This window comes from Acinetobacter sp. ANC_7634, assembly GCF_056779875.1.
Window position 1 is genome coordinate 77,006 of the sequence record NZ_JBWYIT010000002.1, and the last position, 24,028, is coordinate 101,033.

The 24,028-nt window shown below is 40.0% G+C and carries 23 protein-coding genes; 7 read left to right on the forward strand and 16 right to left on the reverse strand.

Annotation, left to right across the window (positions count from 1 at the left end; translation table 11 throughout):
- Positions 1-20: 20 nt before the first annotated feature.
- The 3 genes from AC1M9A_RS04180 to AC1M9A_RS04190 all read right to left on the reverse strand — a co-directional run bounded on the left by AC1M9A_RS04180 (position 21) and on the right by AC1M9A_RS04190 (position 3,684).
- On the reverse strand, positions 21-1,388 hold the full coding sequence (locus tag AC1M9A_RS04180) for an MATE family efflux transporter (RefSeq protein WP_092766554.1): 1,368 nt from the start codon (positions 1,386-1,388) through the stop codon (positions 21-23).
- Between the two features lie 104 nt (positions 1,389-1,492).
- Positions 1,493-2,656 carry a methionine aminotransferase gene (locus tag AC1M9A_RS04185; RefSeq protein ID WP_481609708.1) on the reverse strand — a complete coding sequence of 388 codons (1,164 nt, stop codon included), beginning with the start codon at positions 2,654-2,656 and terminating at the stop codon, positions 1,493-1,495.
- 155 nt (positions 2,657-2,811) lie between these two features.
- Positions 2,812-3,684, reverse strand: coding sequence for a LysR family transcriptional regulator (locus tag AC1M9A_RS04190; RefSeq protein WP_481609709.1), 873 nt, complete (start codon positions 3,682-3,684; stop codon positions 2,812-2,814).
- Between the two features lie 97 nt (positions 3,685-3,781).
- On the opposite strand from AC1M9A_RS04190, the gene AC1M9A_RS04195 reads away from it, so the two are divergent.
- From AC1M9A_RS04195 to thrH, 3 genes are read left to right on the forward strand one after another with little or no spacing between them, the layout of a single operon-like run.
- Positions 3,782-4,552 (forward strand): 2OG-Fe dioxygenase family protein, encoded by a 771-nt coding sequence (locus AC1M9A_RS04195; RefSeq protein WP_481609710.1) that lies wholly within the window; start codon positions 3,782-3,784, stop codon positions 4,550-4,552.
- A gap of 3 nt (positions 4,553-4,555) precedes the next feature.
- Positions 4,556-5,164, forward strand: a complete 609-nt coding sequence (locus AC1M9A_RS04200) for a LysE family translocator (protein ID WP_035264787.1) — start codon at positions 4,556-4,558, stop codon at positions 5,162-5,164.
- A gap of 12 nt (positions 5,165-5,176) precedes the next feature.
- A complete protein-coding gene (gene thrH / locus AC1M9A_RS04205) occupies positions 5,177-5,809 on the forward strand; it encodes a bifunctional phosphoserine phosphatase/homoserine phosphotransferase ThrH (RefSeq protein WP_092766549.1) in 633 nt (210 codons plus the stop codon).
- 187 nt (positions 5,810-5,996) lie between these two features.
- On the opposite strand, the gene AC1M9A_RS04210 is transcribed toward thrH, so the two are convergent.
- The 3 genes from AC1M9A_RS04210 to AC1M9A_RS04220 are packed head-to-tail and all read right to left on the reverse strand — an operon-like array spanning position 5,997 to position 8,471.
- Positions 5,997-7,304: a DUF445 domain-containing protein gene (locus AC1M9A_RS04210; RefSeq protein WP_481591972.1), complete on the reverse strand. Its 1,308-nt coding sequence runs from the start codon at positions 7,302-7,304 to the stop codon at positions 5,997-5,999.
- Positions 7,305-7,341: 37 nt separating this feature from the next.
- The gene (locus AC1M9A_RS04215) at positions 7,342-7,896 is read right to left on the reverse strand and encodes a CC0125/CC1285 family lipoprotein (protein ID WP_481609711.1); all 555 of its coding nucleotides are present in this window, start codon (positions 7,894-7,896) and stop codon (positions 7,342-7,344) included.
- A 35-nt stretch (positions 7,897-7,931) separates the two neighbouring features.
- Complete coding sequence (locus AC1M9A_RS04220) at positions 7,932-8,471, reverse strand: DUF924 family protein (protein ID WP_481609712.1); 540 nt, start codon at positions 8,469-8,471, stop codon at positions 7,932-7,934.
- A gap of 212 nt (positions 8,472-8,683) precedes the next feature.
- Here AC1M9A_RS04220 and gshA point away from each other — a divergent pair, with 212 nt between their 5' ends.
- Both gshA and AC1M9A_RS04230 read left to right on the forward strand, forming a co-directional pair.
- Entirely contained in the window at positions 8,684-10,261 is a 1,578-nt protein-coding gene (gene gshA / locus AC1M9A_RS04225) for a glutamate--cysteine ligase (RefSeq protein ID WP_180028387.1), read from the forward strand.
- Between the two features lie 18 nt (positions 10,262-10,279).
- Positions 10,280-10,780 (forward strand): disulfide bond formation protein B, encoded by a 501-nt coding sequence (locus AC1M9A_RS04230; RefSeq protein WP_180028388.1) that lies wholly within the window; start codon positions 10,280-10,282, stop codon positions 10,778-10,780.
- Positions 10,781-10,823: 43 nt separating this feature from the next.
- Here the strand turns inward: AC1M9A_RS04230 and AC1M9A_RS04235 are convergent, their stop codons facing one another.
- A complete protein-coding gene (locus AC1M9A_RS04235) occupies positions 10,824-12,155 on the reverse strand; it encodes a PGAP1-like alpha/beta domain-containing protein (protein WP_180028389.1) in 1,332 nt (443 codons plus the stop codon).
- Positions 12,156-12,403: 248 nt separating this feature from the next.
- On the opposite strand from AC1M9A_RS04235, the gene AC1M9A_RS04240 reads away from it, so the two are divergent.
- On the forward strand, positions 12,404-12,988 hold the full coding sequence (locus AC1M9A_RS04240) for a YqiA/YcfP family alpha/beta fold hydrolase (protein ID WP_481609713.1): 585 nt from the start codon (positions 12,404-12,406) through the stop codon (positions 12,986-12,988).
- A gap of 14 nt (positions 12,989-13,002) precedes the next feature.
- Positions 13,003-14,883, forward strand: a complete 1,881-nt coding sequence (gene parE / locus AC1M9A_RS04245) for a DNA topoisomerase IV subunit B (protein ID WP_481592802.1) — start codon at positions 13,003-13,005, stop codon at positions 14,881-14,883.
- Between the two features lie 44 nt (positions 14,884-14,927).
- Here the strand turns inward: parE and AC1M9A_RS04250 are convergent, their stop codons facing one another.
- The 9 genes from AC1M9A_RS04250 to urtA all read right to left on the reverse strand — a co-directional run bounded on the left by AC1M9A_RS04250 (position 14,928) and on the right by urtA (position 23,861).
- Positions 14,928-15,224: an FmdB family zinc ribbon protein gene (locus tag AC1M9A_RS04250; RefSeq protein ID WP_035264759.1), complete on the reverse strand. Its 297-nt coding sequence runs from the start codon at positions 15,222-15,224 to the stop codon at positions 14,928-14,930.
- 121 nt (positions 15,225-15,345) lie between these two features.
- Positions 15,346-16,524: a formamidase gene (gene fmdA, locus AC1M9A_RS04255; RefSeq protein WP_092766540.1), complete on the reverse strand. Its 1,179-nt coding sequence runs from the start codon at positions 16,522-16,524 to the stop codon at positions 15,346-15,348.
- A gap of 39 nt (positions 16,525-16,563) precedes the next feature.
- Positions 16,564-17,679: an AAA family ATPase gene (locus AC1M9A_RS04260; protein WP_481609714.1), complete on the reverse strand. Its 1,116-nt coding sequence runs from the start codon at positions 17,677-17,679 to the stop codon at positions 16,564-16,566.
- Between the two features lie 38 nt (positions 17,680-17,717).
- Positions 17,718-18,761 carry an aliphatic amidase gene (locus tag AC1M9A_RS04265; RefSeq protein ID WP_035264753.1) on the reverse strand — a complete coding sequence of 348 codons (1,044 nt, stop codon included), beginning with the start codon at positions 18,759-18,761 and terminating at the stop codon, positions 17,718-17,720.
- A 212-nt stretch (positions 18,762-18,973) separates the two neighbouring features.
- The gene (gene urtE / locus AC1M9A_RS04270; protein WP_035264750.1) at positions 18,974-19,672 is read right to left on the reverse strand and encodes an urea ABC transporter ATP-binding subunit UrtE; all 699 of its coding nucleotides are present in this window, start codon (positions 19,670-19,672) and stop codon (positions 18,974-18,976) included.
- A gap of 9 nt (positions 19,673-19,681) precedes the next feature.
- Positions 19,682-20,440 (reverse strand): urea ABC transporter ATP-binding protein UrtD, encoded by a 759-nt coding sequence (urtD, locus tag AC1M9A_RS04275; protein WP_092766538.1) that lies wholly within the window; start codon positions 20,438-20,440, stop codon positions 19,682-19,684.
- On the reverse strand, positions 20,437-21,603 hold the full coding sequence (gene urtC / locus AC1M9A_RS04280) for an urea ABC transporter permease subunit UrtC (RefSeq protein WP_481609715.1): 1,167 nt from the start codon (positions 21,601-21,603) through the stop codon (positions 20,437-20,439). The genes urtD and urtC overlap by 4 nt, the downstream gene beginning before the upstream one ends.
- A 19-nt stretch (positions 21,604-21,622) precedes the next feature.
- On the reverse strand, positions 21,623-22,543 hold the full coding sequence (gene urtB, locus AC1M9A_RS04285; protein WP_481609716.1) for an urea ABC transporter permease subunit UrtB: 921 nt from the start codon (positions 22,541-22,543) through the stop codon (positions 21,623-21,625).
- A 79-nt stretch (positions 22,544-22,622) separates the two neighbouring features.
- On the reverse strand, positions 22,623-23,861 hold the full coding sequence (urtA, locus tag AC1M9A_RS04290; RefSeq protein WP_179999684.1) for an urea ABC transporter substrate-binding protein: 1,239 nt from the start codon (positions 23,859-23,861) through the stop codon (positions 22,623-22,625).
- Positions 23,862-24,028: the final 167 nt, after the last annotated feature.

Sequence of the window (24,028 nt, forward strand, 5' to 3'; positions counted from 1 at the left end):
TTATTTTCTTGATTTCTAATTTAAATCAGTACTTGAACAGTTTTCTTTTTCCAAACAAATTGATAATACAAACCTTGCATCACACATAAGCAAACGAAAGCCAAAGCATAAGCGTACCAGATTCCCGCCAGCCCCCACCATGCGCTAAATAGATAAGCTGCTGGGAGTTCTATACAGAGTATGGCTACAATATTGATGATCATTGGCATAGTCACAGTGCCACTTGCACGCATAATTGAGGCGAAAATAGCACTCGCGCCAAAAAATAAAATTGACCACAGCACAATAAACAATAATTGTTGCCCGAGTATCACGACTTTTTCATCTGTAATAAATAATGCCATGAGATATTTTGAGAACAAATAAGCCAAGATTACGAGCCCGCCTGTAAAGACAAAATTCATCCCCAGTGCTGTTTTAGTTACACGTGATAAAGAATCCGCTTTACCTGCACCGATCGCTTGAGCCCCAAAAATAGAGGCAGCAATTGCGATAGACAGAGCAGGGAATTGGATGTAGTTCAAAACCTGATTAACTGCGCCATAAGCAGCTGTTGCTTCTGAACCATAGCGATTGACCAAGCCGACAATGACTAATCCTGCCACAGAGGTCGTGACCATTTGAATGCCTGTAGGAACGCCAAGTCTGAGAATAATTTTGCTCAGTTCAGGATTGTGGCGTACATGTTTACACATTGCTAAATCTGGACGTAATGGATGATTTTTTTTATTTAAATAAACGTACAGAAAAATAAGCACGGCTAGATAACCCACAATCGTAGCGATGGCGGGTGCAATGATACCTAATTGAGGAAATCCAAAATATCCAGCGATGAGAACAGGAGTAATAAAGAGCCCAATTAAACTGGTCATTCCCAAAGCGATGAGAGGTGTAATGCTATCACCGACACCACGTAAGATAGAGGTATAAATAATATAGATAAAAAGGAGTGGGCTACCTGCTAACATCCATTGAACATAAGGCAAAGATAAGTGCATGACACTTGGGTCTGTGCCTAAGGCTTCAAGAATGTGGCGTGCAGATAGAACACCTAAAATGGCAATAATCGTCCCGCCGATCAATGTCATAAAAATAGTAGACCCGACAACCGCTCTTACTTTTTCTAAATTTTGTGCTCCCCACGCTTGACCAACCAATACCGTCGAGCCAGCCGAAAGCCCAATCACAAAAGCCAAGAGACAGAACAAAATAGGGAAGAAGACGGAAACAGCAGCAATTGCTTGAACGCCCATCATTTGCCCGACGAAGATCGTATTAATTGTGCCTGATAAATTTTGCAGGATATTGGTTGCAATCAGCGGAACTAAAAAAACTAAAAAAACTTTCCAGAAACCAGGTTCATCAATCGGCCGTAAGGTTCTCGCCATATATAAGTCTTATCCATTATTGTTTTCTATATCAACGGATTGACCTTAACACCTTATCATTCAAATTGCTTTAGTAATAAAGTAATCCGTCTCGTCTCTTTTCGTTATTGTGATTGAACCTTCGTTAAAATTTCTCCTGCAAGATGCAAGGTTTCCTCTCGTTTTGCAAAACAGACCCGAATGAGCTTCAGATCTTGAGGTGGCTGTTGATAAAACACTGATATAGGAATCGCTACCAGTTTGTGTTGTTCTGCAAGATATTGGCACATTTCTATATCTGTGAGCTCAGGTCTTAGTGTACTGAAATCTAAGTTTTGAAAATAAGTTCCTGGTGACGGCACATATTGAAATTTTGAATGTTGAATTCCATGGATGAATAAGTCACGTTTAGCTTGATAAAAATTGGGGAGATCTAAAATATGTTCAGGATGTTGTTCGATGAATTGATTAAGCGCGATTTGAATCGGATGGACACCACAGAAATTGGCAAATTGATAAATTTGACGAAATACTTTCATCAGTGCCTGAGGTGCAACGCAATATCCAGTTTTCCAACCAGTAACATGAAACGTTTTTCCGAATGAACCAATCACAAAACTACGATCTCGAAGTTCAGGAAAACTAAGCGCAGAATAATGTTGTTGACCATCAAACACTAAATGTTCATAGACCTCGTCAGAAAGTACACAAATGTTTTTATCCTGAATCAACTCGATCAGTTGTTGCCAATCTTGCTTGGACCAAATTGCACCTGAGGGATTATGTGGTGTATTTACAATGATTAATCGCGTTCGTTCATTTATTCGATCTTTCACCACATTCCAGTCAACATGGAAGTCTAGATGTACCAAGTTGATATGGATCGCTTGCGCCCCAGCGAGTTTCACTGCAGGTGCATAACTATCATAAGCAGGATCGAAAATAATTACTTCATCTCCAGCATTTACAACAGCTTGAATCGCACACAAAATTGCAGTCGTTGCACCAGGTGTAATGGTGATTTCGCTGATCGGGTCTAAATCGACTTGGTCTCGTTGGCAGAATTGGGCTGCAATTTTTTGTCTTAAACTCAGCAGACCGTCACCAGGTGGATATTGGTTATAGCCTTGTTGTGTGGCTTGAGCTAAAGCTGCAATTAATTCAGGAGGAGGTGGAAAATCAGGAAAACCTTGAGAAAGATTTAACGCGTTCAACTTTTGGGCGAGTGCTGACATCACGCTAAAAATAGTGACACCTAAGTCTGGTAATTTAGATTCAATTTTAATCATGCTGGATAGTAATATTTAGCCCGTTTCTTCGTAGTTTAGCAGTTGAAATGCCTGCACTAAATACAAATATCTGCGACATATTCGTTTTAATTCTCATAAGATTCTAATGATCTTCAATTAAGTTTAAAACCTTAGATGATCTATGCGATCTCATGTTAAAAATGATTGATCTGACTTTGCTTCATTTCATTTTTTAACCAATTTAAAAAAATAATCTTCCTAGGATCTTCAATAAATCTAGTATGGGACAGTAGATAATAGGCAGAACCATCCTGAAGAATTGGTGTTATTTTTTTTACAGACTTGAGCTCTAATTCTTTTTCAATCATGTAGATAGAAATGATCGTCTTTCCTAGGCCAGCCAAGCAGCCTTCTAAACATAAGTAAAAATGCTCTAATTCTATTTTGGAATGTTTCTTCAAAATATCTTTGAGTTCATCCAATTGGTGTAATTTTTTTGAAAAATAAGGGCGTGATTTAGAAATTAACAATTCTTTGGTTTTAGGGTGGTGAGATGCTTGGACTGCCACAATATATTCATCGCCAATTTTCTCACTAAACAGATGCGATCCCCATTCAAAATCATTTCTTCGTATTGCGATATCGATATTATCTTTTTCAAAGTCGACTATACCACCACCTGTGAGCAAAACCACTTCAAAATCATGTCCAAGTTTTTTAAATTCAACAAGTCGTGGAATTAACCACTTCATCGAAATGGTTGGTTCACAGGACAGTACCAATTGTTTGTTTTCAGTTTTATTTTGAGTTAGTCCAATTAAACAATCATCCAATTGATTGAAAATATTCTGAGCGCAATGAAAAAGAGTTTCTCCTTCTTTGGTGAGTATCAAGGTTTTATTTCGTCGTTCAAATAATGTGATATTTAATATTTCTTCGAGATTGTTAATTTGCTTACTGACGGCACTTTGCGTAACAAATAATTTCTTTGCTGCAATCGTGACACTGCTGTATTTAGCGACAAAATAAAAAAACTTCAGTGAATTCAAAGATATTTTTTCTATCATTCCAAAAACTCATATATTTTTAGTCGATTTTATTGATTTTATTTTTTTAACTTTTGTTCAAAATGAAGATTACCAAAAGCAAAATAAAGCTAATACAATGGAAAATATATTAAAATTCAGTCCATTTAACAAGCAGCATCTCGATGAATACACATATTCAAAAGAGATAATCACAAAGGGTTATGCATTTATTGATTTAAATACATTCCAAGAAATACAGAAAAATAATAATTTTCACGATGTTAATGAGCAAGATGTCAGTGATTTTATAGACAGTTGGAACGCTCTAGATTTAGATCAATTTATGTCGGATAAAGGTAAATATCGAACAAGAAAACATGCAACTTTTACTATTAATGATAAGCATAAAATTTTACTGAAAAATTCTTATATTCCTCATTTTCAGACGATTGAATACAACACTTTGAATGGTGGAATTGCGAGATATTTTTCAGAGATTGATAAAAATACAATTGAAAATCCAATTTTTAGAAATTTACTACAATTCGCATATCTCACCTTTTCAGAAATTGAAACTGAAAATTGGTTTATCGAAGCGCATCAATTTCGCATTGAAGCAAAATTTAACGATAGTGGTAAGCCAACCCCTGAGGGGATACATCGAGATGGGGTGGATTTCGTTTTAATGGCCATGATCAACCGTCAAAATGTTCAGGGTGGAATGACCCGAATTTATGACTTAAATAAGAATTTGAAAGCAGAATTTATGCTTGAAAATTTTTTAGATATCGCACTTGTGGATGATCATCAGGTCTATCACAGCGTAACGGAAATCAAAGTCAATGATTTTACGTTGGGTGATACTGGATTAAGAGATGTATTAGTGATCACGTTTAAAAAGGCATAATGAATGGGTGAGTTTATAGCAGTTATTCTCATCACCATACTCGCTGTTGTGAGTCCTGGTGCTGATTTTGCTATCGTGACAAAAAACAGTTACTTATATGGTAGAAGGATAGGTGTTCTCACTTCACTGGGAATTTCTTTAGGTGTTTTGATTCATGTGACTTATACGCTTATTGCTGTCGCATTTGTCATGGCGTATACACCTCAAATTCTAAATATTGTGAAGTATATTGGAGCCATCTATCTCATCTATATCGGTTATAAAACTTTTGTACAAAGTCCGGTTGTCGAGACGTCATCAACTGCTGCAATTAATCCTTTTCAAGCAGTGAAATATGGCTTTTTCACCAATGCACTTAATCCTAAAACGACTTTATTTGTGATTAGTACATACACTCAGATCATCAGTGTGAGTACGCCGAAAGCGATTCTGGTCGGTTATGGGCTATTTATGTCTTTTGCTCATTTTTTATGGTTTGGATTGGTGGCTTTGCTTTTTTCATCGATTGTTTTAAGACAGAAAATGTTAGCTAAGCAAGTACAGATTAACAGAGTGATTGGAACTGTATTATGTCTGCTAGGGATAGCACTTCTGTTTGCTAAATTTCAATAATAGGGTAGCAATATGAAAAAGATGGCTTTTATCGATATGGAAGGTGTTCTTGTCCCTGAAATATGGAAACACTTTTCAAATGTATACAATATCCCAGAGTTGGCGATTACAACTCGAGAAGTCGCAGACTATAAGTCTCTGATGGAATTTAGAATTAATTTACTGAAAGAAAATAAAATTCCTTTAAAACAATTAATCGATGACATTAAAGAACTGGATGTCATTCCAGATGCTAAAGAGTTTTTAGAATATTTGCAAAAGGCTGAAAATTTTGAAGTTAACATTATTTCAGATTGCTTTTATGAGTTTTTATTTCCCTTTTTTGAAAAATTAAATCTTCCTGTTAAAAATACATATTGTCATCACTTAGAAATTGGACCAGATGGATTTATAGAAAATGTTCTGTATACACGAGATAAAGGGAAACATGAAATTATTGTAAAGTTCCAAAAAGAAAACGTTTCAATGACCAATAGTATTGCGATCGGTGATGCATTCAATGATTTTTCGATGTTGCATTTAGTTGATTATGGTTTTTTATTTCAACCCTCAGAAGACGTGAGAAAGAACTCCCCAGCTTATTTTTGTAAAGTAGACTCTTATCAAGATATTATTTCACATTTAAATCGTAAAAAAATTATGTAACCTTATAATATTATTATGGTTTATATAAGATGAAGCAGATAGGAATGACTCTAGTGATAGCTTAGTTCTTTAAATGGATTAAGAATAATAAATACAGCCCATTCATGCAGAAATGGGCTTTTTGATGACGTCAATTCACAATGAATTCAATTTTAGTCAGCGACCAAATTTAAATTTCATTTCTAAGTTAAATCAAAAATTCAACTGCTGCTCGGATGATCCCTAACACTAAACCGATAAATGCACCAACGACAACACCGTTGACGCGAATCATATGTAAGTCACCACCGACTTCATTTTCAATTTTATCGATCATTTCTCGTGAGTCCCATTCGTGAATGCGTTCACTGATAAATAAAATGACTTTTTCGCTGTATTGATCACTGAGATTGACTGCCATTGAACTCATTTTTTCATTTAATAATTGGCGTAATGCAGGATTGGAAATGATGTTTTGACCGACTTGTTGAATCGCAACACGTAAATTTTCAGCTATACCTGAATCTGCTTTCTCCAAATCTTCACGAATGGCATTGCACAGAATGACGACGGCACCAGTAATAAAATTTAAAACTTGAGGACTATCTAACAATGCATTTTTAGTTTCATTTAATTTAAGACTCGCCTGACTTTCAGGATTTGCGAGTTCAGTCATTAAATGCTGTGCAATACTCTCAATTTTTTGACGCCATGGATGCTCTGGATCTGCCAACATTGACTCGACACGCTCTATTAAAGAGTCAATCGTTCTTTGTTGAACATCGATACCGATCCAACTTGCGCCTTTGGCTAAACGCCACACTCCGAGTTCTTTAAATAGGGTGCGGGTTAGCTCCCGAGTTTGTTCAGGATGTGAAGTCACCCAACCGTGCGCAACATCGAGACCACGTTGTAAAACATCTTGGTGGAAGTCATTTTCTAATACGGCACGAATCATTTCACTGGCCAGGGTATTGATTTGAGTGTTCTTTACCCATTGCACACTGTTAGTTTGAATAAACCTACCGACTTGTTCTTGTCCAACAAACTCAAAAACTTTAGGCACTGTCTGTTGAATCACTTGAGTCACTTGACGATTGTTATCTGGATTGGCTAGCCATTGTCCTACTGCCAAACTCACATCTGTTTGACTCAAGCTTTTTGCCACAATCTGTGGCGATAGGAAGTTTTCTTGAACAAAACGTCCCATGGATTCTGCAATACGCGCTTTGTTACGTGGAATAATTTCGGTGTGATCTTTTAAAAACTTAGGAATAGGGATACGGCCGAATGGGTTCCGAAACAAAACCGTAATGGCATACCAATCTGCTAAACCACCAACCACACCTGCTTCAGCAGACAACATTAAAATATGAATAAGCCAAACATATTCTGGAAAAATTTTGGCAGCCACCATGAGCGATATCCAAGCCAATACAGCGACAACCAGTGCGATCATGGCAAACCGTTTGCTTCGATCCAGACTAGGGGTAGTCATTGTTGGTGATACACTCATGCATAATTCCTATGTAAGCTGTTGTATTAATATTATTTTATTGTGATTGAGAAGGCTGTGTTTGTACAGGCAGTATGTCGCCTGTAGCACTTAAACCATATTTAGACCCTAAGGCCTGTAAAATTAAACGTGCATCAAAAGCATCTTGAGGTGCTGTTTTTTGATCTTTAAAACAGGTGATGGTATAGGCTACTTGAACTGGCTCTAAACTGACCACCTGTGGCACATCATTAAAAGGATCAAAGAACATAGGATGTCTACGATATCCATAACCATACGGGTAAGGATTGGAATAAACCACAGCTTGACGAGGTGGTTGTTGTGTGCGATTGCTTGGATCATCTTGGACTTTAAAAAAATGAAAGCCCTGTTTGACTGTTGTTTGTGCAGCTTTAAGTAAGGTTATTTCTTCAGCTTTACCATAGCTCATGTTAGATGAGCCTTGAAAACTAATACGATACGTTGATTGGTTCAAGGGAATAGTTGCGAATTGCCCAAGCTGATCAAATGTACGCGGTTTACTTGGCGTCGTGACACAACCAGACAGCAGGAGCATGCCAGATAATCCCAAAATCATGCATAAGTTTTTCATTTCGCTCTCCTGAAGTCTGTTGTGTCAATATCAATTTAGAAGCTACTGTTTGGCTGTTTTAAGAATTCTATTTCCTCAGGCGTAGAGAGACGATTTAAAATTTCATTACGATGAGGATAGCGGCCGAAACGTTCAATGATGACTTGATGCTTTTTCTCAAAGTCTAAATTTACAGGGTTGCCTAATGCCTCAAACAAACGAAGCGCTTGAGTGTGAATGATTTTTGATTCGCTATGCATGAAAGGCATATATAAGAAGCTACGTTGTTCAGGTTCCAGTTCGAGATCTAAACCAAGACGAACCGCTTCTTGAGCTAGCCCAAGTGCTAATGGATCTTGGGCAAAAGATTCAGCTTTGCCACGATAAACATTACGAGAAAATTGATCCAAGACAATGATTTCTGCTAAGCGTCCTAAAGCAGTTTCCCGCCATGTCCATAGTTCGCCTGCGGCAGCTTGTTGGATGGTGTGACCAAATTGCGCTTGAATAAGTTGATCGAAAGCATCGCTTTTCGCAAACCAATGTGGTTGAGTTTCAGCACTGAACCAAAAATCTATAACGTTTTGATAATTCATATTCTTTACAGTTTGTTAGCATTTATTCTGCAATAAAATCACAAATTTCAGATGTCTTAAAGACTAAGATTGTGTTAAAAATTTGCCAAAATAAAAGGTTTATCCAACTGAAATGTATATGCAAACTGCATTTGGGAATATAAATCACGGTATACTTGATATAAATCAATAATTTTTTATCTCAGTCGTTCTTCTAGATAAGCGAGTAAGTAATGAGTCAACCCGAAGCGCTCTCTGAAACAATTTTACCAAATTGGGTGGATTCGTCGGTGTTTAAAGGTATGTTACGAGGCATTGAGCGCGAAAGCTTAAGGATGCAAAGTGATGGCTTTATCTCCCAGAAAGATCATCCTAAGGGTTTAGGCTCTGCGTTAACTCATCCTCATATTACGACAGATTATTCTGAAGCCTTACTTGAGTTTATTACGCCTCCTCAATCTTCAATTCCTGAAGCATTAAGCTACTTAGAAGATATTCATGCTTTCACTCATCGACATCTAGAAGATGGTGAAAAGCTATGGCCAATGTCGATGCCATGTATGTTGGATGATGAAGAAGAAAGTATTCGTCTTGCGCAATATGGCTCGTCCAATATTGGTAAATTCAAAACCTTATACCGTCGTGGTTTAGGTGTACGTTATGGTCGTCGTATGCAGACGATTTCAGGTGTACATTACAATGTTTCATTCCCTGATGCGTTGTTTGAGCAGTTGCAAGCAAACGAGCAAGATGAAGCTTTAAAACAGCTCAGTTTGCAGGATTATCGCAGCCATCGATATTTCGCTTTAATTCGAAATTTCATTCGTTTAACCCCATTGGTTATGTTTTTGATAGGTGCAAGCCCATCGGTCTGTCGTTGTTTTATGACGGGTCGTGAACATCATTTATTGCCTTTAATTAAGGGAACATTGTATTTGCCATATGCCACTGCATTGCGTATGGGGCGCTTTGGATATCAAAACTCAGCGCAGAAAGAGTTAGGTATTCATTACAATGATTTGAAAGGATATTTAGCAGGCTTACAAAAGGCGGTGAAAACGTCTTATGCTGCTTTCAGTCGTTTGGGATTAGATGACGAAGCGGGCGAACCGATCCAAATTAATGATCACGTACTGCAAATTGAAAATGAGTACTACAGTCTTGTACGCCCTAAACAAGTACCACAGTCTGGTGAAACACCATCTGATGCATTAGCAAACCGTGGGGTAGGGTATGTTGAATTACGCGCAGTAGATGTGAATCCATACAGCCCAATTGGTATCAATGAAGATACTGCAGGCTTCCTAGAGGTATTAGCGCTTTATTGTTTATTAAAAGACAGTCCTGAGCTGCTAGATGATGAACTTGAAGTGATTGAACAAAACCAGCAAGAAGTTGTGAATCGTGGACGTGCGCCAAATGCTGCCATTGTTGAAAATGGTCAATCAATTGAAATTGAGACATGGGCAAATCAATATCTCAAACAGATGCAGCCTTTAGCAGAAACGTTAGATCAAGTTCACTTGACCTCGTTGTATTCTGATGCAATGCAAATCATGCAATCACGTGTAGATGAGGTGGATGAAACCTTCTCTGCGAAAATAGTAGAAGATACTGTAAAACATAGTGGTACTTGGAGCTTAGGCAGTGTGCTCGCGCATCAACATGCTGATCATTATCAAAATTATGTGTTATCTCAGGATAAAGTCACCTATTTTGAACAACTCACAGTGCAATCACTTGAACAGCAACAACAGTTGGAAGCAGAGTGTAGTCTAAGCTTTAAAGAATATCTAAAAGCATATCGATAAAAATATTGAGGAAAGTATATGCAGTGGCAAAATTATCGCATGGTGAGTGGTCTGTTGTTTGTAGCCAGCGTGATTGGAATGGCCTTCGCGTTGTATCTCGAACATGTCCAAGGACTTGAGCCTTGTCCATTGTGTGTATTTCAACGGTTAGGTCTGATCGGACTGGGACTGATTTCTTTTATTGCGGTTCTACACAATCCCGTCCGTAATGGTTTAAAACGAGCATATGCTTTCCTAGGGACATTATCGATTTTATGGTCAGCGGGTGTTGCTGCACGTCATGTCTGGCTGCAGAGTTTACCTCCAGATAAAGTCCCAAGTTGTGGGCCTGGTTTAGATTATTTGGTAGATGCTTTGCCGCTTAAAACAGTGCTTCAACAAGTGCTGTCAGGATCAGGCGAATGTGCGGTAGTAGACTGGACTTTCCTAGGTCAGTCTTTACCTGTATGGTCTTTGGTATTTTTTAGTATTTTGCTGATCATCTCGATTTGGCAGTTATTCAGAAAGTATCCTGCTTAAAATAAAAAAGCCAACTAATAGTTGGCTTTTTTATTGAAGATGGTCAGGTTTCTACGATTCCTTCCATGCTTTCTAATTTGATTAAATATTTACGGATTTGCTCTTCAGCTAATTCATCGTGATGTGGATAGAACCATTTAACGATTTGCTCAGCAACACTGGAATGGTATTGAATCTCCATATGATTGAGCCCGTAGAACACCGCTTTGTGTGATTCTGGCAATTTCAGTTGGAATCGCGGATTTGGATGCTCACCCAAAGCACTTTGCACACTCACTAAGTAATCGCCAATGACTTTGAGTGTACGATTTTTACGATTTTCAAACTCAATTGTTCCAGCTACTAAGAATGTATTGATATGTGAAGGCAGCGGTGCAGGTTTACGATTATCATCCATCATGCCAATACGAGCGTGATTGTGTTCCCAGTCATCATCACGGACACTACCATGGCGTAAATCCAAAATACCATCACTGCGAATATTCACAATGTGGCTGGCTAACTTGATGACGGGAAAGTGTCCAATTTTTTCTTGAACGGCAAAGCCAATACGTTCTAGAACTGCACCATGATGTGGAGAACCTAAGCAGACCAAATTCTCTGCCATGTGAAACCATTGATGGAGATTTTGTTTACCATAAAACAAAGCACTTCGAGAAACCAAACCACCCATACTGTGACCGATTAAATCAAGGCTGGTGATACGTGGATTGCGCTTTACCAAGTCTTCAAGCATATTGGCCAACGAACGACCATTCGCTGAAATTCTGCGACCAGTGTTGTAATGCAAATAAAGCATGGTGTTGTTGTCGCGTTGTGCAAGCAGTTTTTCACCAATACCGCCATAGTTACGATTGGTCCAATCAAGATGATTCATGCACAGACCATGGCAAAAGATCACGACACGACCTGACAGGTCACCCTGTTGTAACTCTCCATAGTGATCATACAGATTACTGGTAATCGCCAACGGATTTTGATTTTTGAGTAAATAGTCGCCAATCACGCCATTAAGAGCACTGACCAAAAAAATCATTTTTGGCGTGAGGGGTTTATCATGGAGTTTCGGAAATTGATCAATGATTTTGCGCAGGGCTGGTGCGACCAAATAATTTCCGTAATTTAGAAGCGTGTCATATGAAAATTGATATAACTTTCGAACGTAGGTTTTTTTTTGAAATTCTTTTGATGTTTTTTTACTTAAACCAAATACGGTTAAGAGCACTTCACGTTGAAGTGATTGAATGAGATTTTGAACAGCAAGGTTGATTGGAGTGCTGACCAGTTGTGCCAAACCTTCAAGCACATCGGCCTGACTCGGAGGAGATCGATCCCATTTACAATAGGTTTCATGTAGTGGCGTTAAACTCGGCATCTAGTCTTATCCTGATAGTGCATGATCATCTAAAGACACTTTATTTTTAGCAATGATCACTGTATAAAATTCCTTGTATTTATCTTATGTTGTTCATCCCGAACAATTTTTAAGATAACTTTGATTTCAGATCGGCTCTAATTTTTTTGTCTGACAATATTTGTTATCGTACAAAAGAGAAACAAATATGTGATCTGATTCACAATAAAAATTAGAACAATTTTGAGGAAAATGCAATTAATCAGTTCATGAATATTATCTATCTACATGGATTTCAAAGTAGTCCTTTTTCGATTAAAGGGCAACTGATTCGTCAGTATTTTGAAAGACATGAACATGTACAAGTGCATTTGCCTGATTTAAATATGCCGCCTGATCAGGTCATTACTTTGATTTCGACACTCATCGAATCTATGTCAAATGTCGTTTTGATTGGGAGCAGTTTAGGTGGATTTTATGCGACGCAGCTTGCCGCGAAACATGGAGTCGTAGCTGTACTGATTAATCCCGCTATGCAACCATGGAAATTATTTAGAAACTTGTTTTCAACGGCGCAGTTTCCTCATCCAGTCACTGCGAATTGGTCGTTAGATGAAGCTCAGCTTGATCAATTGGAGCATATGGCAGTTCCGTTTGTGCAAGATGCAGACAAAATCTTGGTCTTGTTACAACAAGGTGATGAAGTTTTGGATTATCGTGAAGCGGAACGTTATTATAATTGCGATGGTCATCAAGCGTTCCTCATTACAGAAACATATGGCAATCACGCGATGGATGATTTCGCGGATAAAATACCCTTGGTATATCAGTTTTTAGCTGACAGCTTAAAATAAGGAAACAATTCAACGTGTCTCAATATACGGCCCAATCCCTTGAAGTCTTATCTGGTTTAGATCCTGTACGCCGTCGTCCAGGCATGTATACCGATACCACACGTCCAAACCATTTGGCGCAAGAGGTCATTGATAATGCGGTCGATGAAGCATTGGCAGGACACGCGAATAAAATTACAGTGACTGTGTATAAAGATGGTTCATTGTCAGTAGAAGATAACGGGCGTGGTATGCCAGTTGATATTCATCCTGAATATGGTCAAAGCGGCATTGAAATTATTCTGACTAAACTGCATGCAGGTGGGAAATTCAGTACAGATAATTATCAATTCTCTGGTGGTTTGCACGGGGTTGGTATTTCTGTTGTAAATGCGCTTTCCACACGTGTGGAAGTCCAAGTTCAGCGCCAAGGTAATTTATACAAAATGGCCTTTGAGCAAGGTGAAGCAACGGCACCACTTGAAGTTCTGGAAGGTAAAGCACCCAAACGTGCATCGGGTACCTCAGTTCACTTTTGGCCTGAAGCGAAATATTTTGATTCACCTAAATTTGCATTGAAGGCGCTTAAACATAATTTAAAAGCGAAGGCGGTATTAGCTGCTGGCTTACAAATCAATTATGTTGATGAAATTAACGACGAAAAGATCACGTGGCAGTTTGAAAATGGTCTCGTCGATTATTTGATGGATGAGTTGGAAGATCGTGAAATCATCCCTATGCCTGCATTTGTCGCTACAGGTGACGCGGAACGTGCCAGTGCGGAGTTTGCGATTTGCTGGAATGTTGAAGGCGGAGAGAGCATTCAAGAATCTTATGTGAACTTGATTCCAACGGCTCAAGGTGGCACACATGTGAATGGTCTACGTTCAGGTGTGACGGATGCGATCCGTGAGTTCTGTGAGTTACGTAATCTCTTACCACGTAATATGAAGCTTTCAGCAGAAGATGTTTGGGATGGCGTGAACTATATTCTGTCTTTGAAATTTCAAGAGCCACAATTTTCAGGTCAAACCAAAGAGCGTCTTTCAAGTCGTGAAGCCTCTGCGATTGTGCAGAACATCGCAAAAGATGCTTTTGCCTTATGGTTGAATCAAAACTCTGAAATTGCAATGCAATTGGCTGAAATGGCGATTTCAAAAGCGGGACGTCGTTTAAAAGCAGCGAAGAAAGTTGAGCGCAAAAAAATCGTTTCAGGTCCAACTTTACCAGGCAAATTATCTGATTGTGTGGGACATAGTTTGGAAGAGTCAGAACTATTTATTGTGGAAGGTGATTCTGCTGGAGGATCTGCCAAACAGGCGCGTGATAAGAATTTCCAAGCGATTATGCCGATCCGCGGAAAAATTTTAAACACTTGGGAAGTCTCTTCAGATGAAGTACTTGCTTCTCAAGAGGTTCATAATATTGCAATCGCAATAGGAGTCGATCCGGGTTCTGATGATTTGTCTGAACTCCGCTATGGCAAGATCTGTATTCTTGCCGATGCAGACTCAGATGGATTACATATTGCGACTTTGCTATGTGCATTATTTGTGAAGCACTTCCCAAGTCTAGTTGAAGCAGGGCACTTATTTGTTGCGATGCCACCTTTATTCCGTATTGATGACGGTAAAGATGTGCATTACGCGCTTGACGAAGCAGAATTAGAAGGCATATTGAAAAAAGCCAAAACTAAATCCCCACAAATCACACGATTTAAAGGTTTGGGTGAGATGAATGCAAGTCAGCTCCGTGAAACAACATTGGATCCCAATACTCGTCGTTTGGTGCAACTAGATTTGGATGATGTGCATTTTACTTCAGGTTTATTAGATAAATTATTAGCCAAGAAACGCGCAAGTGATCGTAAAGAATGGTTGGAACAAAAAGGCAACTTAGCTGAATTAGTCGTTTAATTGTCCGTAGACACGAGCATTAAAGCCCGCAGATGCGGGCTTTTTTATACTTCACAAAGTGAACAATTCACACCACGACAGTTGTGCAGCACTGAACTGCGCGCACTATTTTTATTGGTACCTGGACCGCCGACTAAAGGTCCTGCAAGTTGTTCTGCGCCTGACCCTGGGCGCCATTTGGTCTTCATGTTGATTTGTTGTCTGCCAGTAATCATTGGTTTAGCTAAGGTGGGTTGTTGGCAGTATTTGCATTCGATGGTGTCAGTTGCAATCCTAGAAATAGGCACACGTTGTTCAAAAATTCCTTCGCAGTGCTCACAACGGAAATCGTATAATGGCATGGTCGTGCTCCTACTTATTTTTAAGCATGCGCATATTTAAAAGTTAAAAAGGAGGTAGCTCGCATGCTTACTCAAGCTACCCCGTAAAATGGTGAAACCTGTAACAACAATAATGCGCTAATTAGCGTTTATGCCCCCAAAATTTATCGTCATTTAAAGCACCTTGCGGCAAGATATTTTGTTCAAAAATGGAGGTTGGGAGTGAGACGGTACATGCACAGTTTGGAATATCTACAATACCTCCGATACGACCTTCAACTGGTGCAGCGGTAAGTAACATGTAGGCTTGTGACCCAGTAAAGCCAAAGTTTTCAAGATACTTGATGGCTTTTAAACATGCTTGGCGGTAAGCCACTGTCGCATCGAGATAGTGATTTACACCATCTTCAACACTGATCCCTTCGAAAGTCAGCCATTGATCATAATTTGGACGTACATTGCTTGGAACAAAGATGGGTGAATCAATATTGTATTTTTCCATCCCACCTTTGATTAAATCGAAACCGACACGTGTAACGCCATCCATTTCAATCGCACCACAGAAACCAATTTCACCATCACCTTGTGAGAAGTGGAGATCGCCCATTGAGAAGCCAGCACCTTTTTGATAAACAGGGAAGTAAATACGGCTTCCTGCAGCAAGGTCTTTAATGTCTGTGTTACCCCCATGTTCACGTGGAGGAACTGTGCGTGCAGCTTCAGCCGCCATACGATCAAATTCGGGACCTTTTACACCACGCAGAACGGCTGTACGTGGATCAGGAGGGTTTGCTTGACCTTTAGGAACGAGCAATGCTTCACGGCGATTCCATTCTTTCAGTAAATCATGTGATGGTAGAGTTCCCATCAAGCCAGGATGTTTTAATCCTGCAATACGTACACCAGGGATATGACGTGAAGTTGCAAATAAACCTTTCAAATCCCAAATGGCTTTATCTGCTTCTGGGAAATAGTCCGCCAAGAAGCCACCACCATTTTCCTTGGCAAAAACACCCGAAAAACCCACATCAGAAATCGGTTGAATGTCTAGTAGATCAATGACCAACAAATCACCTGGTTCTGCACCTTCAACATAGAATGGACCTGTTAAAGGATGAGCACGTGTTAAATCCACATTTTTAACATCAGAAATATCGTCAGTATCTTTAATTTGTGCGTCAAGGAAATCCAAACTTTCAATCAGAATCTCTTCACCAGGTTTTACTGATGTCAGAAAAGGTAAGTCTGGGTGCCAACGGTTGTGACCAATTTCGGCTTGCTCCGCAAGTGGAACTCCTGGTTTGATTTTAATATGTTGCATAATGTATCCCCTGTATTGAGGTCAAATAAAGTTTAGGTCTCAGTGTTGTTGTGATGCTTCGTGTATCAGTAACGGATCAAGTTGTTTCACTGCAGGCTCAATCATCTGAATTTGAAGCTTCGTATTGTCGTAATCGATGATGAATTCACTAATGTGCTTGTTGTTTAGAAAAGCTTTCGCGAGTGCAGGTTCAACTAACACTTTAAAACGACGGCTTAAACCCCGAGCACCAAATCGAACATCATGTCCTGAACTCAGGAATCGAATGGCAGCATCGGTCAAAGCAATGGTTCGACTTTGCTTTTTTAGACGTTGGTTCATTTTGTCAATTTCGAGTTGGACTAAGGTTGCAGCAAAATCAGATTCAACTGGCTGATAATGTAAGATTCGCTCAATTCGATTTAGAAACTCAGGATCAAACTTTTTATCGAGTGCTTTTGTCGTGATTTCACTGTCATCTAATTTCAAATGCTTGGCTAAATTCTGGAGTGGTTTTGGTAATTGACTGAGTTGTTTCTGACGCTTTTGAGCATCTTTGGCACCTACATTACTGGTCATAAAAATCATGCAGTTTTTAAAGTCTAAAACCTTTGTACCCGCAGTTAATTTTAAAGTTCCTGTTTCAAGCACATTGAGTAGCCCTCGAATGACTTCAGTACTGGCTTTTTCAATTTCATCAAAGAGAACAATGCCAGGTTTGGAGAAACTCCCTTGAATCAGGGCTTCATCGAATAAAGTATTTCCTTCTTTAGAGCCGACATAGCCTGGTGGGGCACCTGTCAGGGCGGCTGCATAATGCTCTTGTGCCAATGTATTCATATCAATTCGGCAGAATGCATCAGCTTTACCGTGTATCGCTTCAGCAATGAGGCGGACTGTTTCCGTTTTTCCTACACCGGTAGGACCTAACATCAGTGTGACACTTAAAGGACGATGAGCTGCGTTAAAATCTGCTTTCACTGTGGTGAGCATATTTTCAATTTCATCAAGTGCGGCTTCTTGTCCAATAATATGTTCACGTAGATGGGTCATCACGGCATCTGGTTCAAAACTGAATCGGGAAGTACGTGCTATACATTCCTTGCTTTGCATGTCATAGCGTTGTTTTGCCAAACTTTCCTGATTGGCATGTATACGGTCACTGGCAAATGTCATGTTCGAAACCTCCTGAAATCAAGTCGGACGAAGCTTCTTTAAGAAGCTTCTTTCTCTAACCCTTCGTGAGGTAAGTTGCCAATTGGGCACTCTGCAACGCCAATGGTTGAACGCGTAAACTGCTCAACATTTTCCTGTGCTTTTTGTGCGTCTAAGACCCATGTTTTGTAGAAGTCGAATGGACAATCGGCAACCCCTTTATCACCATCACCATTGTTGTATACGCCTGTGTAACCACGGTGTAGCAGCTTGAACAAGTGGTTTTGTGATTGATCGTATTTACGTGCATCACGTATTTCTGTGAGTGATAACTGTGCGTATTGGATACCATTTTCTTCCGTACCACATTCACCTAATGTACGTCCGTCAAAGCCGACCACTGCCGAATGTCCAAAGTAGGTATATACCCCATCAAAACCAGTACAATTGGCAACAGCCACATAAACGTTATTTGCCCATGCCATACATTTGGCCATATTGATTTGCTGTTCATCAGCCGGGTACATATAACCTTGGCATCGCACCACAAGTTCAGCACCTTTCATCGCACAGTCGCGCCAAATTTCAGGGTAATTGCCGTCGTCACAGATAATGAGTGACATCTTGATGCCTTTAGGGCCCTCTGTCACATAAGTCGTATCTCCAGGGCACCAGCCTTCAATTGGGCACCATGGAATAATCTTGCGATATTTTTGAACGATTTCACCTTTGTTATTGATGAGCACTAAGGTGTTATATGGCACTTTATGCGGGTGTTCTTCGTGCTGTTCTCCAGTAATTGAGAAGACGCCCCAAACATTTGCTTCAATACAAGCTTGAGAGAAAATTGCCGTTTCATCACCTGGGATTGTGGCTGCAGTTGCCATCATTTCATCATGATCATACATAATGCCCATGGTGCTGTATTCAGGGAAAACAATGAGATCCATGCCTGGAATACCTTGTTTAATCCCTTTCAACATTTCAGCAATTTTTTTTGCATTCTCAAGTACTTCTGCTTTGGTGTGCAGGCGTGGAATTTTATAGTTCACTACTGCTACACCTACTGTATTTGGACTACTTGAGATATCACCGTGACGCATTCAACTTACTCCCCATATCTTTAAAATTAAAATCTATGTAAGGAGTTTCGCGTGAAATTGATCGATGCAAAATACGGTGAATTGCGTATATGAAGCGATATTTTGAATGAGTCTTTAGATCGAAATAACAATACCACTCCAACAAATGGTCAAAAAAATCCCCCGAAAAATCGAGGGAGATGCCAAATTAAGAATTGATGAGATGACGTGCTTTAAACTGAAAGATATTTGCTAATGGTTGCTTCATCGACATTCGCTCTGACATCTTCATAAGCAAAACGGCCTTTATCGATGACCAAGAAGCGATCTGCCATCGCCATAGTAAAGCTCAGTACTTGCTCGGAGACCACGATAGTGAGGTCTCGTTGATCGCGAATTTCTTTTAGCGTTTTCGCAATATCTTTAATAATCGAGGGCTGGATTCCCTCGGTAGGTTCATCGAGCAGCAATACTTTGGGATTGGTGGCGAGTGCACGTGCAATTGCCAATTGTTGCTGTTGTCCACCAGATAAATTTCCCCCTTTGCGTTTACGCATATCCCAAAGTACAGGGAAAAGCTCATACAGATCGTCAGGTACTTTGCCATGGGCAGACGCAGGGAGACCTGTTTGAATATTCTCTAGAACAGACATGGTTGAGAAAATCATACGACCTTGAGGAACATAAGCAACACCATTTTCTACACGTTGATACGGGTCAAGCTTTTCTAAGTTTTTACCATCGAGCTTGATTTCGCCTTGAGTATTTTTAATATCACCGATAAGGGTTTTAAACAGTGTGGTTTTTCCCATCCCATTTCGACCCATAATCGCCACAATTTCTTTGGGTTGAATTTTAAGTTCTAGATCATGAATGACTTGGCTTTGTTTATAACCTGAACACAAAGAACTAATTTCTAATAATCCGCTCATAAGGCCTCCTTAGTGTCCGAGATAGACTTCAATGACTTTTGGATCACTTTGCACATCATCCATTTTTCCTGCTGCGAGGATTTTCCCTTGGTGCAATACTGTCACTTTATCTGCAATGGTTTTTACAAACTCCATATCGTGCTCAATCACGAGGACTGAGCGTCCTTTACTGATTTCACGAAGCAGTTGTGCTGTCTGTTCGCGCTCAGAAACACTCATGCCTGCCACAGGTTCATCCAGCATTAACAACTCGGGGTCTTGCATAAGCAACATCCCTATTTCAAGCCATTGTTTTTGTCCATGAGACAATAGGCCTGCGGAGGTGTGTAATAAATCAGTGAGGAAAATTTTTGAAGCGACTTCTTGGATACGCTCTTCGACATCTTTGGTTCGCTTAAAGAACAAAGCCCCAAACACATTACGACCACGTGGGAAAGACATTTCGAGGTTGTCATAGACTGAAAGGTTTTCGTAAATATTGGGATTTTGAAATTTACGACCGACACCTTTACGAACGATTTCGAACTCTTTGAGCTTAGTCAGTTCAATATCATTAAATTTGATCGTGCCAGAAGTTGCTTTAGTTTTACCGCAAATCAAATCCAATACTGTTGTTTTACCTGCACCATTAGGGCCGATCACCACGTGAACTTCGTTTTTATCGAGATAGAAGTTGAGATCGCTGACGGCTTTAAAGCCGTCAAACGAGACTGTGAGGTCTTCAATTACAAGTACAGGTTTTGCCATTTCTACGCCGACTTTACTCATTTCACACCTCCTTCTACTTCAACATTGCTATCTTTATTGGACTCCGTGGGTTGATGGGGGGTAGGCGAAGCCGTTGTTTTTTTATCTTTGAAGATAAGTGGGCGAACATATTTTTCATATAAGCCAGCTAAACCATTCGGTAAGAACATCACAACGCCTATGAACAATGCACCAAGGAAGTACAACCATACTTCAGGGAATGCTTCAGAGAAGTAAGTTTTACCGAGGTTAACTAAAACTGCACCATATACAGCTCCAATCAGTGATAAGCGTCCGCCTATTGCAGCCAAGATCACCATTTCAATAGATGGGACGATGCCAATAATCGTTGGAGACATGAAGCCGACTTGCAGCGTAAACATTGCCCCACCGACGGAAGAAACGACTGCCGCAAAGCAGAAGATAAAGACTTTGTACATTGAAACGTCATAGCCAGAAAAACGTACACGTTCTTCTTTTTCACGCATTGCAGAAAGTAAGCGACCTAACTTTGAGCTGAGAACAAAGCGACTGATCATGATGACTGCGATGAGTAATAATGCATTGATGTAATACAGAACGTACTTTGCCTCATCCGTACGGATGTCCCAGCCATGTAATGTCTTGAGATCAGTAATACCGTTGATACCACCAGTAAAGCCTTGTTGACCAATAATCAAAATTGTCAAAATCGCCACAATCGCTTGCATGATGATAGAGAAATACACGTCTCCTACACGACGAGTAAACATTGCAAAACCAATAATAAAAGCCAATAAAATTGGAATAATTACAATCGTGAATAGGGTAAATGTGAAACTATGGAACGGTTCCCAGAACATTGGTAAACTGGTAATTTGGTTCCAGTCCATAAAATCAGGAATACCGGGTGTGGTTTGAGCTGCTGTGGATTGCATGTCAGAAGCTTCGAGCTTGAGGAACATGGCCATACAGTAGCCACCGATCCCAAAGAAAATACCCTGACCTAAACTCAAAATGCCGCCGTAACCCCAGCACAGCACTAAACCAATCGCGACAAAGGCAAACGTAAGATATTTACCCATTAAATTGAGACGGAAAACATCTAAAAACATGGGCATTACAAATAGGATCAGTACTGCCAATATAGCCAGTCCAATCGCACCTTCTTTACCGCCTAACAAGGCATTCATTGGATTACTCATATCAATCTCTCCTGAATACCTATTTACGAATTTTGATTGAGAACAAACCTTGAGGACGTAACATCAAAATGATGATGACCGTCGCTAAGGTAATGACTTTGGCAACAGAGCCTGACAGGAAGAACTCTAGGATTGATTGGGCTTGTGCAATACTGAAAGCCGAAGCGATAGTGCCTAATAGACTTGCAGCTCCACCAAACACCACAACCAAGAACGTGTCTACGATATAGAGAGAGCCTGCAGTTGGACCAGTTGAGCCAATTGTCGTAAACGCCGCACCAGCAATACCGGCCAAACCACAACCTAATGCGAATGTTAGACTGTCCACACGCTTTGTATTAATACCAACGGCACCACTCATGAAACGGTTTTGGTTTGTCGCACGAAGCTGTAAGCCCCAGCGAGAACGATAGATGAGGAAATAGACGAAAGCGGTCACGGTGAGTGTGACACCGACAAGGAATAAGCCATTAATAGGAATATCAATCGTCTCTGTCGGTTGATAAGAGCCCATAAGCCAATCAGGTAGTGTTGGACTCACTTCTTTGGGACCAAATGTAGAGCGAAACACTTGTTGCATGATTAAGCTCAAGCCCCAAGTTGCAAGCAAAGTATCGAGTGGCCGCTGATAAAGCCGACTAATCATGAGCCGTTCGACCATATAGCCGATAATGCTTGCTGTCAAAAAAGCTGCCACAATCGCTACAATAAAATAATAAGGAAGCAACTGAGGAAAATAGCTTTCAGTCAGGGTTGAAATGACAAATGTGGTATACGCGCCTATTGTGAGGAATTCACCATGTGCCATATTGATGACACCCATTTGCCCAAAAATAATTGCAAGGCCCAGTGCCATTAACAACAGCACACAGAAAACAGAAAGACCATTAAAGCCTTGCATCGCAAATATTGCACCGAAGTCAGCTAAAGATAAATCCATCGCCTCATCCTCCAAGCTTTAAATAATAGGTTTGAAATGAAAAGATCAGGAGAGGGCTCTCCTGATCATGTGCTGTCGATTAGTAGCCTTTAGGGAATGGATTAGGCTTGATTAAACCTTTTGATTCGTAGACCACTTTGAATTGACCATTGGTTTGCACTTGTGCAATACGTGATTTGCTCCATAAATGATGATTGGCATCAATTTTCACGTAACCTTCAGGCGCATTTTTCATTTCGATCCCTGGAGAGGCTTTGGTCACTTTCGCAACATCAAAACTACCAGCTTTTTCAACTGCGGCTTTCCATAGCCACGGACCAAGATAAGCGGCTTGAGTCACATCACCAATTACTGCTTTAGGACCGTATTTCGCTTTAAATGCTTTTACGAAAGCTGCATTACTTGGATTATTTAGACTTTGGAAATATTTCATTGAAGAGTAGAAGCCCTTCATATTCTCGCCACCAATACCCAGTAATTCATCTTCTGTCACAGAGAAGGTGAGCAGTGTTTGCTTATCGCCAGTCACGCCTGCAGCTTTCATTTGCTTGTAGAATGAAACGTTTGATCCACCTACCACGGCAGCGACAATTGCATCTGGTTTACGAAGTTTGGTTTTGTTAATTAAAGAACCAAATTGCGTATGGCCAAGCGGGTAGTATTCTTCACCGACGACTTTACCTTTCAACACTTTTTCAATGTGTGTACGGGCAATTTTCATGGTGGTACGTGGCCAAATATAGTCAGAACCGATTAAATAGAATGTTTTGGCTTTTTTCTCACGTGCAAGCCAATTCAGAGACTCAAGTACCTGTTGTGTAGCTTCTTGACCGGTATAAATCACATTTTTAGATTGTTCTAGACCTTCATAGAATGTTGGGTAATACAGAAGTGAATTATTTCGTTCAATAATAGGTAATACGGCTTTACGAGAAGCTGAAGTCCAGCAACCAAAAATTGCTGCAACACGATCCTTTTCAGTTAATTTTCGGGCTTTCTCAGCGAAAGTTGGCCAGTCAGATGCACCATCTTCTTGAACAATTTTAATCTGACGACCTAATACACCACCTTGTTTGTTGATCTGCTCAATGGCTAAGCGTTCTGCTTGGATGGCCCCTGTTTCAGAGATTGCCATCGTTCCTGTCGCTGAATGAAGCTGACCGACATAGACGAATTTATCATTTACGTTAAGTTTGGTTGTATTTACTTTTGCTGTCGCTGGAGCACTCGCAGTGGTCAAGACAGGTGCCAGTAAAAAAGGAACAGCGAGTAGTCCTGCGAGTAAGCCAGATGTTTTAACTTTAGATTTTAAGGTCATTGGTGTTCCCCTGATGAAGTGGATAAGGCCATTGCGCGGTTTATTGTTTGCGCTTGCTATGGACTTAAGCCTAAGGGGTGTTAAAAAATGAGCATATACGTCACTTTACGTATATCGATGTTCCTCAAAATGTTTTTTGATGAAAGTTACGCTGGGCATAGATTTTG

Excerpts from the sequence above, each read along its gene's own strand:
- thrH (WP_092766549.1), top strand. The coding sequence starts at position 5,177 with ATGAAAAAGATGGCTTTTATCGATATGGAAGGTGTTCTTGTCCCTGAA.
- AC1M9A_RS04235 (WP_180028389.1), bottom strand. The coding sequence starts at position 12,155 with ATGCCGAGTTTAACGCCACTACATGAAACCTATTGTAAATGGGATCGA.
- AC1M9A_RS04260 (WP_481609714.1), bottom strand. The coding sequence starts at position 17,679 with ATGACATTTGCCAGTGACCGTATACATGCCAATCAGGAAAGTTTGGCA.
- AC1M9A_RS04250 (WP_035264759.1), bottom strand. The coding sequence starts at position 15,224 with ATGCCATTATACGATTTCCGTTGTGAGCACTGCGAAGGAATTTTTGAA.
- AC1M9A_RS04210 (WP_481591972.1), bottom strand. The coding sequence starts at position 7,304 with ATGAGTGTATCACCAACAATGACTACCCCTAGTCTGGATCGAAGCAAA.
- AC1M9A_RS04220 (WP_481609712.1), bottom strand. The coding sequence starts at position 8,471 with ATGAATTATCAAAACGTTATAGATTTTTGGTTCAGTGCTGAAACTCAA.
- AC1M9A_RS04185 (WP_481609708.1), bottom strand. The coding sequence starts at position 2,656 with ATGATTAAAATTGAATCTAAATTACCAGACTTAGGTGTCACTATTTTT.
- AC1M9A_RS04240 (WP_481609713.1), top strand. The coding sequence starts at position 12,404 with ATGAATATTATCTATCTACATGGATTTCAAAGTAGTCCTTTTTCGATT.
- urtC (WP_481609715.1), bottom strand. The coding sequence starts at position 21,603 with ATGAGTAATCCAATGAATGCCTTGTTAGGCGGTAAAGAAGGTGCGATT.
- urtB (WP_481609716.1), bottom strand. The coding sequence starts at position 22,543 with ATGGATTTATCTTTAGCTGACTTCGGTGCAATATTTGCGATGCAAGGC.
- fmdA (WP_092766540.1), bottom strand. The coding sequence starts at position 16,524 with ATGCAACATATTAAAATCAAACCAGGAGTTCCACTTGCGGAGCAAGCC.
- AC1M9A_RS04215 (WP_481609711.1), bottom strand. The coding sequence starts at position 7,896 with ATGAAAAACTTATGCATGATTTTGGGATTATCTGGCATGCTCCTGCTG.
- AC1M9A_RS04195 (WP_481609710.1), top strand. The coding sequence starts at position 3,782 with ATGGAAAATATATTAAAATTCAGTCCATTTAACAAGCAGCATCTCGAT.
- AC1M9A_RS04180 (WP_092766554.1), bottom strand. The coding sequence starts at position 1,388 with ATGGCGAGAACCTTACGGCCGATTGATGAACCTGGTTTCTGGAAAGTT.
- urtD (WP_092766538.1), bottom strand. The coding sequence starts at position 20,440 with ATGAGTAAAGTCGGCGTAGAAATGGCAAAACCTGTACTTGTAATTGAA.
- AC1M9A_RS04230 (WP_180028388.1), top strand. The coding sequence starts at position 10,280 with ATGCAGTGGCAAAATTATCGCATGGTGAGTGGTCTGTTGTTTGTAGCC.
- AC1M9A_RS04265 (WP_035264753.1), bottom strand. The coding sequence starts at position 18,761 with ATGCGTCACGGTGATATCTCAAGTAGTCCAAATACAGTAGGTGTAGCA.
- gshA (WP_180028387.1), top strand. The coding sequence starts at position 8,684 with ATGAGTCAACCCGAAGCGCTCTCTGAAACAATTTTACCAAATTGGGTG.
- AC1M9A_RS04200 (WP_035264787.1), top strand. The coding sequence starts at position 4,556 with ATGGGTGAGTTTATAGCAGTTATTCTCATCACCATACTCGCTGTTGTG.
- urtA (WP_179999684.1), bottom strand. The coding sequence starts at position 23,861 with ATGACCTTAAAATCTAAAGTTAAAACATCTGGCTTACTCGCAGGACTA.
- urtE (WP_035264750.1), bottom strand. The coding sequence starts at position 19,672 with ATGAGCGGATTATTAGAAATTAGTTCTTTGTGTTCAGGTTATAAACAA.
- AC1M9A_RS04190 (WP_481609709.1), bottom strand. The coding sequence starts at position 3,684 with ATGATAGAAAAAATATCTTTGAATTCACTGAAGTTTTTTTATTTTGTC.